Annotated in this window: 13 protein-coding genes and 2 pseudogenes; 5 read left to right on the top strand and 10 right to left on the bottom strand. The window is 62.9% G+C overall.

Going from position 1 to position 14352, the window contains the following annotated elements:
• The 7 genes and pseudogenes from C1Y43_RS20025 to C1Y43_RS19995 form a co-directional block, all read right to left on the bottom strand.
• Positions 1-270: a VirB3 family type IV secretion system protein gene (locus C1Y43_RS20025; protein ID WP_006378802.1), complete on the bottom strand. Its 270-nt coding sequence runs from the start codon at positions 268-270 to the stop codon at positions 1-3.
• Positions 267-653: a TrbC/VirB2 family protein gene (locus C1Y43_RS20020; RefSeq protein WP_007704369.1), complete on the bottom strand. Its 387-nt coding sequence runs from the start codon at positions 651-653 to the stop codon at positions 267-269. Before C1Y43_RS20020 ends, C1Y43_RS20025 begins: the two co-directional genes overlap by 4 nt.
• Positions 650-1719: pseudogene (gene trbB, locus C1Y43_RS20015) on the bottom strand (P-type conjugative transfer ATPase TrbB). Before trbB ends, C1Y43_RS20020 begins: the two are co-directional and overlap by 4 nt.
• Positions 1716-2192, bottom strand: a pseudogene (locus tag C1Y43_RS20010) (CopG family transcriptional regulator). Before C1Y43_RS20010 ends, trbB begins: the two co-directional pseudogenes overlap by 4 nt.
• On the bottom strand, positions 2189-4186 hold the full coding sequence (locus tag C1Y43_RS20005; protein ID WP_038858338.1) for a conjugal transfer protein TraG: 1998 nt from the start codon (positions 4184-4186) through the stop codon (positions 2189-2191). The pseudogene C1Y43_RS20010 and the gene C1Y43_RS20005 overlap by 4 nt, the downstream one beginning before the upstream one ends.
• 232 nt (positions 4187-4418) lie before the next feature.
• Complete coding sequence (locus C1Y43_RS20000) at positions 4419-4682, bottom strand: EexN family lipoprotein (protein ID WP_038862368.1); 264 nt, start codon at positions 4680-4682, stop codon at positions 4419-4421.
• Positions 4679-5623, bottom strand: a complete 945-nt coding sequence (locus C1Y43_RS19995) for a LysR family transcriptional regulator (RefSeq protein ID WP_104189427.1) — start codon at positions 5621-5623, stop codon at positions 4679-4681. The genes C1Y43_RS20000 and C1Y43_RS19995 overlap by 4 nt, the downstream gene beginning before the upstream one ends.
• A 136-nt stretch (positions 5624-5759) precedes the next feature.
• Here C1Y43_RS19995 and C1Y43_RS19990 point away from each other — a divergent pair, with 136 nt between their 5' ends.
• The 5 genes from C1Y43_RS19990 to C1Y43_RS19970 all read left to right on the top strand — a co-directional run bounded on the left by C1Y43_RS19990 (position 5760) and on the right by C1Y43_RS19970 (position 10986).
• Positions 5760-6434, top strand: a complete 675-nt coding sequence (locus C1Y43_RS19990; protein WP_233209863.1) for a TetR/AcrR family transcriptional regulator — start codon at positions 5760-5762, stop codon at positions 6432-6434.
• A gap of 131 nt (positions 6435-6565) precedes the next feature.
• Entirely contained in the window at positions 6566-7810 is a 1245-nt protein-coding gene (locus tag C1Y43_RS19985; protein WP_007704378.1) for a S9 family peptidase, read from the top strand.
• Between the two features lie 55 nt (positions 7811-7865).
• Entirely contained in the window at positions 7866-8735 is an 870-nt protein-coding gene (locus tag C1Y43_RS19980) for an aldo/keto reductase (RefSeq protein WP_007704388.1), read from the top strand.
• Positions 8719-10047, top strand: coding sequence for a carboxylesterase (locus C1Y43_RS19975; RefSeq protein WP_033944414.1), 1329 nt, complete (start codon positions 8719-8721; stop codon positions 10045-10047). The genes C1Y43_RS19980 and C1Y43_RS19975 overlap by 17 nt, the downstream gene beginning before the upstream one ends.
• A gap of 9 nt (positions 10048-10056) precedes the next feature.
• Positions 10057-10986 carry an NADP-dependent oxidoreductase gene (locus C1Y43_RS19970; RefSeq protein WP_032805122.1) on the top strand — a complete coding sequence of 310 codons (930 nt, stop codon included), beginning with the start codon at positions 10057-10059 and terminating at the stop codon, positions 10984-10986.
• Between the two features lie 107 nt (positions 10987-11093).
• Here the strand turns inward: C1Y43_RS19970 and C1Y43_RS19965 are convergent, their stop codons facing one another.
• The 3 genes from C1Y43_RS19965 to C1Y43_RS19955 all read right to left on the bottom strand — a co-directional run bounded on the left by C1Y43_RS19965 (position 11094) and on the right by C1Y43_RS19955 (position 14185).
• Complete coding sequence (locus C1Y43_RS19965) at positions 11094-12113, bottom strand: metal-dependent hydrolase (protein WP_053531607.1); 1020 nt, start codon at positions 12111-12113, stop codon at positions 11094-11096.
• Positions 12114-12168: 55 nt separating this feature from the next.
• Positions 12169-13083, bottom strand: a complete 915-nt coding sequence (locus C1Y43_RS19960) for an SDR family NAD(P)-dependent oxidoreductase (protein ID WP_104189423.1) — start codon at positions 13081-13083, stop codon at positions 12169-12171.
• A 79-nt stretch (positions 13084-13162) separates the two neighbouring features.
• Positions 13163-14185: a lipid A deacylase LpxR family protein gene (locus C1Y43_RS19955; protein ID WP_050555886.1), complete on the bottom strand. Its 1023-nt coding sequence runs from the start codon at positions 14183-14185 to the stop codon at positions 13163-13165.
• Positions 14186-14352: the final 167 nt, after the last annotated feature.

The raw sequence follows: 14352 nt of genomic DNA, 5'->3' as shown, positions 1-14352 counted from the left end.
TCACACGTCCAGAAGCGGGCGGTGTTTGATATGCCGCGCGAAGACCTGCATGAACTGCGGATCGACGCGAGCACCCCATACGGCCAGCGAGTGGCCGACGATCCAGAGCACCACGCCGGGAATCCACAGTTGCAGGCCCAGTCCGACGGCGGCGGCCAGCGTGCCGTTGGCAATTGCCACGGTGCGCGGCGCGCCGCCCAGCAGGATTGGCTCGGTCAGCGAGCGATGCAGCGGCACCTCGAAGCCCGGAAGGTCGCTGGCCGTACTCATACGACGGCCCCGCCGGAGAACGAGAAGAACGACAGGAAGAACGAGGAAGCGGCGAACGCGATGCTCAACCCGAACACGATCTGGATCAGCTTGCGAAAGCCGCCGCTGGTGTCGCCGAAGGCCAGCGCCAGGCCCGTGGCGATGATGATGATGACCGCGACGATGCGTGCCACCGGCCCCTGGATCGAATCCAGAATCGACTGCAAGGGCCCCTCCCACGGCATCGAGGAACCGGCGGCTTGCGCCGTGCCCGCCAGCAACAGCAGCAGCGCGGCCAGCAGCAGCCCTTGCCCCGCAGGGCGGGCGAGGCTGCGCAGTCGCGCTAGGCCGGACAGGTGAGGAAGCGGATTTACGGAAAAGCGGAAAGAATCAACGTGCGTCATGGCAGTTCTCCAAGTTGGTTGGGGGACGGGGATGTGCAGCGGCGTCGGCTGCGAGAGGAGCCGGCGTCAGCTTGGGAAACGGCGTTTCCAGCGCGTCCGCCAGGCGATAGCCGGTGCCGTCGAAGCCGACGACACGGGCGATGGTTTCGACGTGGCGCTTGCGGCCGCGTCCGGCGATGTGAATGACGACGTTGACCGCCTCGGCGATCAGCGCCCGCGGCGGATTCACAGCGACTTCGAGAATCAACTGTTCGAGGCGCAGCAAGGCGCCCAGCGCGGAGCCGGCGTGGATGGTTGCAATGCCGCCGGGGTGGCCGGTGCCCCACACTTTGATGAGGTCGAGGGCCTCGCCGCCGCGCACCTCGCCGACGATCACGCGGTCAGGCCGCAGGCGCATCGTGGCCCGCACCAGCTCGGTCATGGTGACGACGCCGGCGCGGGTGCGCAGCGGCACATGGTCGCGGGCCGCGCATTGCAGCTCGATGGTGTCTTCGAGCACCAGCACGCGGTCGCCTGTGGCGGCGATCTCGGCCAGCAGCGCGTTCGCCAGCGTGGTCTTGCCGGTGCTGGTGCCGCCGGCGATCAGGATGTTCTGCCGCTCGCGCACGGCGCGGCGCAGGAACTCGGCCTGCCCGGCGGTCAGGATGCCGTCGGCCACGTAGCGATCCAGACCGATGATGCTCACGGCCCGCTTGCGCAGCGCGAAGGCTGGCCCCGGGGCGGCCGGTGGCAGGATGCCCTCGAAACGCTCGCCGGTTTCCGGCAGCTCGGCGGTCAAGAGCGGCTGGCTGCGATGCACCTCCGCACCGACATGCGCGGCTACCAGGCGGATGATGCGTTCGCCATCTGCTTCGGGCAGTTCCACGCCCAGCGGCGAGCGACCCGACGACAACCGATCCACCCACAGGGTGCGATCCGGGTTGAGCATGATTTCCACCACGTCCGGGTCTTCGAGCGCAGCGGCGATCAGCGGCCCCATCGCCGTGCGCAGCATCTGGATGCGGCGATCCTGGGACGCCGCTGCGGATGACCGGGGTTCGGGCGGGATCTGCGGAACGGCACTCATGATGCACGCTCCGCAGTTCGTTCATGGGCGGACGCCATCGCTGCTGCGTCATCCATCCGCATCGGATCGGGGTGCAATTCCTCCACCACGTCGCGCACCAGACTGCGGCCACGCAGCAGGTGACGGCCCAACTGCTCGACGAACTGCTCGAAGCGCGCCTTGCCCTGGGCGCGGGCCGCGTCCTGGTGGGCTTCTGGCACTGGCGTGCTGACGGTCAGGAAATAGCGGATGAACAGCGCCAGCGTTTCGATCTGGATGTTCTGGTCGCGCTCCAGGCGTTCGGTCTGCCGCGACAGTCGATCCAGCCGCTTGGCAATAGCGGCCTCACGCTGGTCGCCAGCATCCGGTGACAGCTAGGACGCCAAGGCCGCTGCGACGATGGAGGACTTGGACACACCTTTCTTGGCGGCCAGTTCGTCCAGGCGCTTGGCGTGCTCGGGCTGGATGAAAAGGTTGAGGCGGTATTGGCTCATAGGTCGATTCCGTCGTTGGGGTCGAGGGAAGCCAGCCGGGCCGTGCGCTGCATGGACGGGTCGAGCTGGCCGGGAAGTGGCAGCACCAGGTCGTCGTCATCGAGCAGAGCCAGGTCGTTCGCATGTGCGTCAGGCTCGGGGTCGTAGGCGACGGTTTCGGAGAGTTCGGGCTGGCGGCGCGGGCCGCCGTCATCGGTGCCGCCCAGGCCATCGGCGGATGCCGAGGCCGGCGCCGCAGGTACGGCCGGGATCGCCAAGCCGCTCCAGTCGTCGGGGTGGGCTGGCGGCGCGTCGGCGTACCTCCCGACTGCGAGCGCGGGCGGTGGCAGGACGCGATTCTTGAAATTGGCGTCGGCGTAGTAGCGCAGCTTCTTCGCGCGGATCGGGGCGACGCTGGACACCATGACCACGGCGTCATCGGGCGGAAGCTGCATCACCTCGCCGGGCGTCAGCAGCGGACGCGCGGTTTCCTGACGCGACACCATCAGGTGCCCCAGCCATGGAGCGAGCCGGTGGCCGGCGTAGTTGCGCTGCGCGCGAAGCTCGGTGGCAGTGCCGAGGGTTTCGGAAATCCTTTTCGCCGTCCTTTCGTCGTTGGTGGCGAAAGTCACCCGGACATGGCAGTTGTCGAGGATGGAATGGTTCTGCCCATACGCCTTGTCGATCTGGTTCAGGCTCTGAGCGATGAGAAAGCTGCGGATGCCGTAGCCGGCCATGAAGGCAAGTGCGGACTCGAAGAAGTCCAGACGACCCAGCGCCGGAAATTCGTCCAGCATCAGCAGCAGCTTGTGGCGGCGCGCGATGCCGTCGCTGCCATCGAGCGATTCGGTCAGCCGCCGCCCGATCTGGTTCAAGATGAGCCGGATCAGCGGCTTGGTGCGGCTGATGTCGGAAGGCGGTACGACCAGATAGAGCGATACCGGATGCTCGGCGGAAATCAGGTCGGCGATGCGCCAGTCGCAGCGCGACGTGACTTCGGCCACGGTCGGGTCGCGGTACAGACCGAGAAACGACATGGCGGTGGAGAGCACGCCCGACCGCTCGTTGTCTGACTTGTTCAGCACTTCGCGCGCAGCGGATGCGACAACCGGGTGAGGCGCATCGCCCAGGTGCTTCGTCGTCATCATCCGGTGCAGCGTCAGCTCGAAGGGACAAGCAGGGTCGCTGAGGAAGTTGGCGACGCCGCGTAGCGTTTTGTCCTCGCCCGCGTAGAGCACATGCAGGATCGCGCCGACCAGCAGCGCATGACTGGTCTTTTCCCAATGGTTCCTGCGCTCAAGCGCACCATCGGGATCGACCAGAATGTCCGCCACGTTTTGCACGTCGCGGACTTCATGCGCGCCGCGCCGGACTTCGAGCAGCGGGTTGTAGGCTGCCGACTGCGCATCCGTGGGGTTGAACAGGAGGCAGTGGCTAAACCGCGAACGCCAGCCTGCGGTGAGCGTCCAGTTCTCGCCTTTGATGTCGTGAACGACGACGGATGCGGGCCAACTCAACAAGGTGGGAACGACCAGGCCCACACCCTTGCCCGAGCGTGTGGGGGCGAAGGTCAGGACGTGTTCCGGGCCTTCATGGCGAAGGTACTGGCCGCGATGCAGCCCGAGGAAAACCCCGTCGGGCTGGATCAGACCGGCTTTGCGTATGTCGTCCGCATCGGCCCAACGTGCCGAACCGTAGGTGGTGACAAGGCGCGCTTGCCGCGAGCGCCACACCGACATGGCGATGGCGACCCCCACGGCCACCAGACCGCTGCCACCCGCGATAGCCCCGCCGATATCGAAGACGTGCGGCGCGTAGGCGTCAAAGAAGAACCACCACTCGAACAGCCGCCAAGGGTGATAGACCGGAGTTCCAAAGAAGTCGAACCACGGCGAGCCAAGGCGTAGTTGATAGCCCAGGGCGGCGGCTGTCCATTGCGTTGCACTCCACACGCCGGCGATCACGATGCCGAATACGGCGGCGATCTGCCCGAACAGTACGCCCTGAGCTTGCATCGACTGGCCTCCGATTTCCCTGCGCTGATTCCTCCCTCTATGCGGCACAGGGAGGTGCCGCATAGAGGGAGGATCGGTGCCGGGTAGGTGCCGGTCAAAGACCGTTATCGGAAGCAAGATGATGCAAAAAGCATCGTTCCAGGCTGGAGCGAAACCAATAGAAACGCCGCAGGCGCGAGCGCGCTGCGGCGTGTTTGGTTAAGAGGGAAAATAATTTGTGAAGGACTAGCGACTAGAACTTAGGTGGCGCCTCCGGCGGGGTATAGGGCGTGTTGCCGTCGCCATAGAACCGCTTGCGCGTGGCTTCTGCCACGCGGTTGCAGAGTACGTCGCCAAGCGTCGCACGGTCGGTCTTGCACTGCTGACGCAACTCCTTCAACCGTGCAGGATCGGCAGCCAGTTCCTCGACGGTCGGGATGTTGGCCTGCTTGGGCGTCTCAGATGGGCCGCAGGCCGTGAGCAAGCCGGCCAGCAGCAATAGCGTCATTCGCTTCATAGCTCGATTTCCTCCTGTGGGTCAGATTCGGCTGACGGCACGGGCCTTGCGCCTTCGGGCAAGTCGATTGCCTGTACCCGTTCGACGAATCGAGTCAGCACTTCAGACTCTTCCCCTTCGCGCCGCAGAAGGTAGGTGGTCAGCATAGGGGAGCGCCCGGCCAATGGCCGGGCCACCACGCCGCATTCCCGGCTCGCCACGATATGCGGCAAGCCGGCTAGACCCAAGGCGAAGCCAGCGGAAACCACCACCATCATCAGCTCGAACGAAGCGACACGTTCTGCGATCAGCGGCTCGCGGTCGGATCGACGCAGCATGCGTTCCACCTGGCGAGCATGGCCCTCGCACGCCTGCGGATCGCAGAGCACCAGCGGAAATTGCAGCAATTCATCCAATGGGATTCGCTTGTGCTTGAGCAGGTGATGCCGCGCGGGCACAGCCACCATGAGCGGATCGCTCCATACGGCCTCGGCGGTTATGCCGTCACCCACTTCATCGGATTGAGCAAACCCCAAGTCGTACAGATCGTCTTGCAGGCCCTTGAGTTGCTGTGACAGCGGCACTTGGAAAAGCCGAATATCCACCTCGGGTTCCTCCTGCCTGCACATCGCCAGCAAGCTCGGGAGACGCGAAGACGTGATGCCGTCGGAAACGGCGATTCTCAACTGGCCGTGGAAGCCGTTGGATGCTGCTTTCACACTGTCGCGCGCTTGCTGCAAGGCCGTGAACACGCGTGGCACATGCTCTAGAAACAGCTTGCCTGCCCGTGTCAGGCGCGTGCTTCGGCTGGAGCGGATGAACAACTGTTCCCCTAGTTCTTCCTCCAGCTCCTTGATCGTGCGCGACAGGGGCGATTGCTGGATGTGCAGCTTTTCCGCTGCACGAGCGAAGTGGAGTTCTTCCGCAACGGCGACAAAGCAACGCAGGTGCCGTAGTTCCATTTTGTAGTCCTTACTTTGGTTAGCGCACAGCCGGAGGTGGCATATGTTTCCTATCGGCTGGCGCCTGTGCAGTTGTCACGCCCGAAAGTGTACTGTATAGTACGTTACATAAACGATGAAGCCAAGGACAATCGAAGTGGTAAAGGATCAGCGCACATCACCGACGAAGCATCGAACCGCAAAGGGCGCACAGCGCCTTCAGGATCTAATCTCCATTGCGGCTGAGCTATTCCTCGAACGCGGTTTCGACAGCGTCGCCGTGGATGACTTGATCGCCCGCGTGGGAGGTTCACGCAGCAACATCTATAGCCACTTCGGCGGCAAGGAAGGACTGTTCAAGGAGGCCATGATCAGTCTGTGCGCAGACGTGGCGAAGCCGCTGGAGCAGTTGCGAATCGGGAATGGCGGGCCAGAAGAAGTGCTTCCATTGCTCGGCAAGCGGCTACTACAGTCCGCACTGTCCCCACGCACGCTTGCCCTGCACCGTCTCTTAGTCAATGAAGGCAGGCGCTTTCCCGATGTTGCACAGGCAATGTGGGAAGTGAGTTACGGCAAGGCCATCGAGATCCTCTCCGACTGGATCGAGACGCAACAGCAATCGGGAAAAGACCTGTCTGGCGCGGTTCCAGCCAAAGTGCTTGCCGAACATTTCATTGGCCTGGTAGCCGGCCATGCCAAGCTGCTGGCAGCTTCAGGACTCCGTTCGTCACCTTTGTCCAACAGCGAGATCGACCGAATTGTGGGCCACGCCGTCCAGACCTTTCTTCATGGCTCATTGAGCCGTGGAGTGGAGCGTAGAGAGAAGAAATAACAACTGAATTTTTCTAGTCCGGGGTTAGCACTCACTCCATGAATCGGTCCTCTACCTCCAACGGAGAGAGCGATCCGGCCGAATCCAAGGCGAGATCAATTTGTCAACATTAAGGATGAGGTACACACATCATGATCGATCAGAAAGATAAATTTGACACTAAACAAGTACACGGCGCAAAGGCCAGCGCGGCGACTTCAGCACAGGTCGGAAAGCATTGGGCAGACCCTGGTTTTTTCAATGACAACGTACTGCTTGACGCACTGATCAAGCACATCCTGAGCCTGATGCCCTACGGCATGACCGATTTCGGCGAGGTCATGGACGTGGTGCACCAGCTCAAGGGCAGCGACGAAGAGGCTTGGGTCAGTGCCTGGGCCGCGCTGGCAGGCCGGCTGCAGGACAGGGCCGAAGCGGCTGACCAAAAAGGCAAGCGCGTCACCGCCGCCAGCGCCTTTCTTCGGGCCTCCACCTACTGGCGCTGCGCGCTCCTGTATTTCAGCGACTTCGAGGACAAGCGCATGAAGGAGTACGCGGTCGCCAGCGCCTCGTGCTACGAGCGCTACATCAAGCTGTCGGGCTACCCCGGCGAGCGCATCGAAATCCCCTACGAGGGCGACTTCCTTCCCGGCTACTTCTACCGGTCGCCCCATGCGGGCGCAAAGGCACCACTGCTCATCGTCACGCCTGGCCGGGATACCTGGGCCGAAGACACCCGCTGGGTGTGCGAAGGCGCGCTGCAACGGGGTATCCACTGCCTGACCTACGATGGTCCGGGCCAGGGATTCGCGCTGCGACTGAACAATCTCACCTTCCGCCCGGATTGGGAAAAGGTCGTCAGCCCGCTGATCGACTTCGCGCTGGAAAAATTCCCGGAAATCGACGCCTCCAACATCGCGCTGATGGGACTGAGCTTCGGCGGCTATCTGGCGCCGCGCGTGGCCGCGTTCGACAAGCGCATCAAGCTCTGCATCACCGATCCCGGCAACATCAGTTGGGGCCGCCAGATCATCGCGCAACTGGAGCGCTTCGCTGACCACCCGCTGGACCAGATTCCGGAGCAGATGCGCAACCTGGTGCGTGACTACGCCTGGAAGCACGGCGTGCCGAACACGATCAAGGATGTGGTGCAGGCCCTCCAGCCCTACGACAACTCGGCCGTTCTGGACAAGGTGACCTGCGAGACGCTCGTGCTGGACGGCACCGGCGAGGTCTTCCATGGAGCCAAGCCGTTCTACGACGCCTTGCAAGGTCCCAAGGAATACCTGTTGTTCGACGAGACCTCGACGGCGCAGTCGCACTGCCAGATCGGCGGTTATGCGACGGCCACCGAATACATCTTCGACCGGATCGCCGAACGGTTGGGTTGCGCGTGATCCGCGCGTCCCGCTCGACCTGACAACCTCACGCAACTCCCATCAGGAACACGAAATGAATTCTTCGCTTCCCAGTACCAATGAGTTCCGCCTTGGCGGAGAGCTGCCCATCAACCGGCTGGGCTTTGGCGCCATGCGCCTGCCTTGCAACGGCTTCCGTGGTCCGGCGCGAGACCCGGAAACCGGGCGTGCCGTGCTGCGCCGCGCAGTCGAACTCGGCGTCAACCACATCGATACGGCCGAGTTCTACCAGAGCACCGATGGTTCGGTACGCGCCAATGCGCTCATCCGTGAGGCGTTGTATCCCTATCGGTCCAACCTGGTGATCGCGACCAAGGTCGGGGTCGTGTTCAACCCGGATGGCAGCCATCGACCGGCCACCGGTGCCGACATGCGCAGGCTCGTCGAAGAGAACCTGTCGAGTCTTGGCCTGGACCGTCTCGATCTGGTGTACCTGCGCATCGGCGAGATGACGGTGCCTCACGGCGAGTCGCTGGCCGAACGCTTCGAGGCGCTGGCCGCACTGCGTGCAGAAGGCCTGATTCGGCATCTGGGCATCAGCAACGTCGATATCGGGCACTTCAACGAGGCCCGCGCCATCGCCCCGATCGCGGCCGTGCAGAACAACTTCCATATCGCCAAGCGCGAGGACCTGAGCCTGCTGAAGGCCTGCGAAGAAGCCGGCATCGCGTTCTGCCCGTTCTTCCCGCTCGGTGGGGGCATGGGGGAGATCGACGACGGGCGGCTGGCCCGGGTCGCCGGAAGGCATGGTGCCACGCCGTCCCAGATCGCGCTGGCCTGGTTGTTGGCATCCTCCCCGGTGATGCTGGCGATCCCCGGCACGGGCTCCGTCGAGCACCTTCAGGAGAACGTCGCCGCCGGTGGCATTTCCCTCACCGAGGAAGACCATGCCGAACTGGCATGAATTCGGCGTCCGCTCGGTCATCTCGCGCTTAGCGCGAGGTGCCGCGCTGCTCGCCGTGGTTCTCGGAGCAGTCAGCCTGTCGTCCGGGTGCGCAACGGTGGATTTCAGCGAGTCTCCGGTCGGCTCGGTGAGCTTTGAAAAGTATCGACGCGACACGATCGCTCAAATCCAGGCCGGCCGCAGTTTCCAGCTTGCCGACCGGGATGCCGAGTTGGCGTGGAATGCCCCACAGGAGTGGCGGCCCGCTGAATCCGAGGCGGGAGCGCGTCCGCGAAAAGGGATTCTGTTCGTGCATGGCCTCGGCGATTCGCCCTGGTCCTTCCACGACGTGGGGCCGCCATTGGCGAGCCAAGGATTACTGGTGCGAACGGTGCTCCTCCCCGGCCACGGCACGCGGCCCGACGACTTGCTGACGACAACGGCGGAGCAATGGCGCCAAGTGGTCTGGGAACAGGCCATGGCGCTGCAGCGCGACGTCGATGGCGAGGTGTACCTAGGAGGGTTCTCCACGGGAGCGAACCTGGTCCTTGACTACGCGTATTCGCATCCCGAGATCGCAGGACTGGTGCTGTTCTCGCCCGGCTTCAAGAGCATGCCCTTCGATTGGCTTGCGCCGCTGGCGGCCCGTGTCCGGCCCTGGCTCATCAAGCCTGACGGGACGATTCCGATGCAGAACGCCGTCAAGTACTTCAACGTCCCGTCCAACGGGTTCGCACAGTTCTATCGGACCAGCGCCAACGCACGCCGGCTGCTGCGCGACCGGGCCTATGAGAAGCCGGTCTTCATGGTCGTTGCCGAGCACGATTCCGTGCTGGATACCGACTATCTGTTCGATGTCTTCCAGCAGCGCTTCACGCACCCGGACAGCCGCTTGGTCTGGTACGGAGGCGAGCCGGACGGACTGACGGATCGCCGGCGCGTTCTGGTCCGGCAGGACCGGCTGCCCGAATGGCGCATCAGCCAGTTCTCGCACATGAGCGTCACGTTCTCTCCCGCTAACACTGTTTATGGGGACGGCGGCAGCCTGCGCCTGTGCCTGAACGGCTTGCGTGAAGGCGACACGCAGGCCTGCGAAAAGGGGGAGCCCGTCTGGTACTCGGACTGGGGCTATCGAGAGGAAGGGAAGATCCACGCACGGCTCACCTTCAACCCGTATTTCGAGTGGCAGACCTCGGTGATGCTGGCGATGCTTGACACCGCAACCACATCCGTCATCTCGCAGGACGTCACGTTGAAGACCTCCACGAGCGAACGCTCCCGGCCAGCATCGCCCCCTCGATCCATTGACATTCCAAAAGCAGCCGAAAGGTAAAGAGACACCATGAAAAGAGTGCAGTTCAGCAGCTACGGCGGCCCCGAGACGATGGCATTCGCCGAATATACACTTCCCCCACTCGAAGCCCGACGGGTGCGCGTGCGCGTGAAAGCCGCTGCGATCAATCCGCTGGATTGGAAGCTGCGGCGCGGTGTCATGAAGTTCGTCACCGGACGGAAGTTTCCCCAGGGTATGGGTTCGGACTTCGCTGGGGTAGTGGAAGAAGTCGGCACCGATGTCACCGACTTCCGTGTGGGCGACGAAGTTTTCGGCACGGTCGAGATTAAGAGGCAAGGTGCGTTTGCCGAGGTCGTCGATGCCGACGCCAAGCTCATTGTCCGCAAGCCCGCCTCGCTCACGTTCAGCGAAGCCGCGTGCCTCCCCATCCCGGCGGCAACCGCCTGGGCGGCCGTCGTCGGCGTCGCGCGCGTGGGCCACGGTTCGAGAATCTTCATCCACGGCTGCAGCGGCGCCGTAGGCAGCAGCGCGGTCCAACTCGCGCAGGCGCATGGCGCGCAGGTGTGCGGCGCGTGCGGCGATGCTTCGATCGCTGCAGCGAGGGCTGCTGGCGTCAATCCGGTGTTTCCTTACTCGGAGAAGGCCTCGTTTGCATCCGACGGCCTCTACGACGCGGTGTTCGACACGCTCGGTACGCTGGCCGTCGCTGATGGACTGGCGATGCTCAAGCCCAAGGGCCGCTTCATCGACATCAATCCGACTCCGGCCAGGATGCTGCGCGGCCTCATCTCCGGGCGCTACCGGATGACGTTCTCGACAGGCGGTTTCAAGAATCTGGAGGAAATCGCCAAGTTAGCCGGCGACGGAAAGCTGCGTTCTTCCATTGGTCTGGAAGCGCCGTTTGCCGATGCGCTGTCAATGATCAAGGACACGGAAGTCGGCCGGCGCCCGCCAGGCCGAATCGTGTTGATCATGTAAGCGTACCTGGAGTGAAAGCCAATTTTCTGATTTTGCCGAATCTATAGATCGCGCTTGAGGCTATCCGCATTTAATTTCTGAGGGTGAGAACGCCAAAGTGTGCGGAGTCAATTCTCCGGGCACTTTTTATCACACGAATCGACCAACCTCTCAGGGTCGCTCTGCTTCGTCAGTTCCAGTGGAAACGCTGCTTTAACCGAGAAAACCCCCGTATCCGGGCGCGTTCCGAACCGCGCATCCCCAACAGTGACGTTGGTGTTCTCACCATTTCCTTTGATCATCGCGAAGGGGAACCGAGACCAGTACAGGAAATCGGCCATCTGCTTGCTCTGCCCAGCCACCAGAGCAATCGCCGACTGGTCCATGTGAGAGGAAACAAGTTCCTGGTCCAGCGATACATGAGGGTTGGGAAGCCAGCGAAAATCACCAAAGCCATACTGATGCTCTGTCTGCACGACGATCCTCCGCCTGAACGGGTCGGCAAATACCGGATTCGCCAGAACCTGCTGCGGTTGACCCAGACCAGACTCCTTGAACTCGCGGGCTACACGTTCTTCCACAACTCGCCCACTCGCGACCATTGCGCCGCTATAGAGTGTGGTTACCAGAAGGGCCACTATCGCCGGGCTGGATGTCCGACCTGCGCCCGAGCGCTCGCGGCGCCGTGATAGCCAGATTCCTATGCCAAGGGCGAGCCAGATCCATGGATCGGCGATGAAAAGCGCATCGCCATAAAACCAACGCTCCGAGAACGGCATCAGAAGCCGGATGCCCCAGCTATTCATCCAGTCCAGCAAGGGGTGCGAAAGCGCGCCGATATAGCTGAGCAACAAGAGCTGCCCCGGCTGAACGGCGGGGCGCGCGCCTGGTCGTGAACCTCTACGGGTTTGCCATCTGTCGAACCACAGCAGCACGAGCGTTAGAACCGCTGGCAGCACGAGCAACCCGATCGGGCCATGTGTCCAGCCACGCCTGCACGAGAGAGCCTCGCCGAAAGCGATACACAAGACATCCACGTCGGACAGATTCGCGCCGATCATCAATGCCGGCATCGCGAGCGCCGTTCGCCGCTTGAGCCCGGCCTGCCCCAAAGCGGCGCCGACCAAAGTGTGAGTCAGGTTGTCCACTACAAGAAGCTCGCAGTTTGGTTGTCTATTGGGCGAATCGGTTCTCTCAAGAAACTCATGGAGACGACTCCTCCACGCCCACCATTACGGCACTCTCGCGCCACAAGCGCTCCTGGGCCTCACGGTTGCGAGCCAGCTCCGAGGGATCGGGAAAGGTGGGATTTCCCTTGACGAGGGAGATGTAAATGCGCCCCTCCGGCAGGGAAAGCGTTCCGAGCGCCACGTCGGCCAGCATCCGACCCGAGTGCTCGGGCGCATTCATCACGAACTCGGGGCGGAAGATACCGACCAGAGGGAAGATCGTGCGCATCACGATGCTAAGGAGCGCCTTCTGCAACGCAGACGCCTCGCGGCCGGCAGCGCCACCCGTTAGGCCCGGGTTGAAGGCGATGACCTCGATCTGGCGCGCCACCACCGTGTCATGCCGGGCCAGGGACAGTGCCGTCATGAGGTTGCACAATTTCGACGCCGTGTAGGAGCGTATGCCGTCACCCGAACCGCCTTTCGGCGGATACGCCCACTCCTGAAGGTCGAGCGTCTTGGGACCGATCGCTTTGATGGGCGGGTTGTGCATGTTGCTCGACGTGATCACCACTCGACCCCGCTCAGCCATATGCGGCAGCAGCAGACGCGCCAGCAGATAGTGAGCAAGGTGATTCACGGCGAACGTGAGGCCATAACCCTCGGCGCTACGCTGATCGGCGGGTGTGCCATGCAGGCCTGCATTGAGGACAAGGATGTCAATACGTTCATCCCCAAGCTGCCGTATCACGGCGCCGGCAAAGTCGCGGACGCTGGCCAGAGAGGCAAGATCAAGCGGCAAGACATCAACGCCTTTCGGCACGGCGCGATTTTCTCCACGAGCGCCTATGATGACCCTTGTGTCAGGGGAAGCGGCCAGATCCTGCAGCGTAAATTGGCCAAACCCACTTGTGGCTCCGGTCATCACGACGACGTACTTCGAGTTCATCGGTCTCACCTCGTTTCTCCTTGAGTCAGGCCACCTGCGCGACGGTCTAGTCGCTGTATCGAGAACGCGATTTCTTCCATCAGAACCGCCTGCCAATGGTGAAGCTCCCAAAGGCCGGTCGCTCGCGCTGTCCATCGAACTCGCGGGTCCGGTGGTAGCGCGCGAAGGCGAAACGCCAGTGGCCATGGGTAAATGCGATACCGAAGCCGATGTCTGCAACCAGTGGGCGCTTGTCCACGCTGTGGCTGGAGCGGAAGGTATTTCCGTCGAGCGTGATGTCGCGCAGGACCCAACGCGCATCGGCAGCGACGAAGAAATGGCCGCGCCACCCCTGCGTCGCGCTCGTGCGGATCGGGGATGTGTTCTCGCCGGCCGGCCGCATTGGCGCTGTACCAAAGTCGTCCGGCAGCAAATAGCCGAAACGGAACTCGATCCCGGTGTTGGCGTAAGTGGCGAAGTTGCCCAGGCTGCCGCCCCAATGGGTAATCGCGTCCCACCGCCATGGCCCGGCAGGCTGCTGCAGCGCGAACCGCTTTCGTCGCTCGTGAATGAACTGCACCACAGGTTCGTTTTGCAGTTGGTTGTCCCAGCCATTGAACCTGTCCACGCCAATGACGCCGTGCCACCAGTCCTGAACTTCTCCGGCTTTGGCAGCAGGCCCCACGATGCCTAACCGTAGTTGCGAAGTCCGCAGGTCGTCGCCTTTTCGAGCGTTGTAGCCCACGCTGAACATCAATGCGCCGGCGTAAGGCCGGTCGTCTGCAATCAGTTCGTGCGGCTCGCGGTCGGTGGGCGTGTACATCGTCTGACCGAGCCCAATAGTCATGTTCAACTCATCGAACCCGCCAGGCTGCAAGCCGGAGAACGCGTGGTTCAACCGTCTGGCGATATCGGGCAGGCTCGGGTCATCCGCACGGTGGATTAGATTCGGCGAAACCAGCGTGAGCAGGAAGCCATTGGAGTACCCCTGGTCCTGCCCGAGGCCGCCGAACATGTCGTTGTCGATTCGCAGATTCACCGTGGATTCGGCCGCAATGCCTTTGCGGTCGCAGCGCTCCTCAGCCAGCGCCGAGCCACTCCAGAGCATTGCCCCAATCGCCATCCAGCCTTTCCACGCAGGGGATTCACTCGCTACATGCGGCAAGCGGCCAGAGCGCTTCGCCGCCAAGCGAACGGAACACAGCGTTTCCAGCCCAGGCACTTCTGCCTGGCACATGGCAGGTTCGCATGCGCCGTCGATAAAGCGATGATGGCGTGGCGTTGCAGTGG

Origin of the sequence: Pantoea sp. ICBG 828, from assembly GCF_002928355.1 — a bacterium.
In the GTDB taxonomy this organism is placed as follows: Bacteria; Pseudomonadota; Gammaproteobacteria; order Enterobacterales; family Enterobacteriaceae; genus Pantoea; species Pantoea dispersa.
The sequence above is the reverse complement of the archived record's forward strand: the minus strand, read 5'-3'. Positions and strand labels throughout refer to the sequence as shown.

Excerpts from the sequence above, each read along its gene's own strand:
- C1Y43_RS20025 (WP_006378802.1), bottom strand. The coding sequence starts at position 270 with ATGAGTACGGCCAGCGACCTTCCGGGCTTCGAGGTGCCGCTGCATCGC.
- C1Y43_RS20020 (WP_007704369.1), bottom strand. The coding sequence starts at position 653 with ATGACGCACGTTGATTCTTTCCGCTTTTCCGTAAATCCGCTTCCTCAC.
- C1Y43_RS20005 (WP_038858338.1), bottom strand. The coding sequence starts at position 4,186 with ATGCAAGCTCAGGGCGTACTGTTCGGGCAGATCGCCGCCGTATTCGGC.
- C1Y43_RS20000 (WP_038862368.1), bottom strand. The coding sequence starts at position 4,682 with ATGAAGCGAATGACGCTATTGCTGCTGGCCGGCTTGCTCACGGCCTGC.
- C1Y43_RS19995 (WP_104189427.1), bottom strand. The coding sequence starts at position 5,623 with ATGGAACTACGGCACCTGCGTTGCTTTGTCGCCGTTGCGGAAGAACTC.
- C1Y43_RS19985 (WP_007704378.1), top strand. The coding sequence starts at position 6,566 with ATGATCGATCAGAAAGATAAATTTGACACTAAACAAGTACACGGCGCA.
- C1Y43_RS19980 (WP_007704388.1), top strand. The coding sequence starts at position 7,866 with ATGAATTCTTCGCTTCCCAGTACCAATGAGTTCCGCCTTGGCGGAGAG.
- C1Y43_RS19975 (WP_033944414.1), top strand. The coding sequence starts at position 8,719 with ATGCCGAACTGGCATGAATTCGGCGTCCGCTCGGTCATCTCGCGCTTA.
- C1Y43_RS19970 (WP_032805122.1), top strand. The coding sequence starts at position 10,057 with ATGAAAAGAGTGCAGTTCAGCAGCTACGGCGGCCCCGAGACGATGGCA.
- C1Y43_RS19960 (WP_104189423.1), bottom strand. The coding sequence starts at position 13,083 with ATGAACTCGAAGTACGTCGTCGTGATGACCGGAGCCACAAGTGGGTTT.
- C1Y43_RS19955 (WP_050555886.1), bottom strand. The coding sequence starts at position 14,185 with ATGGCGATTGGGGCAATGCTCTGGAGTGGCTCGGCGCTGGCTGAGGAG.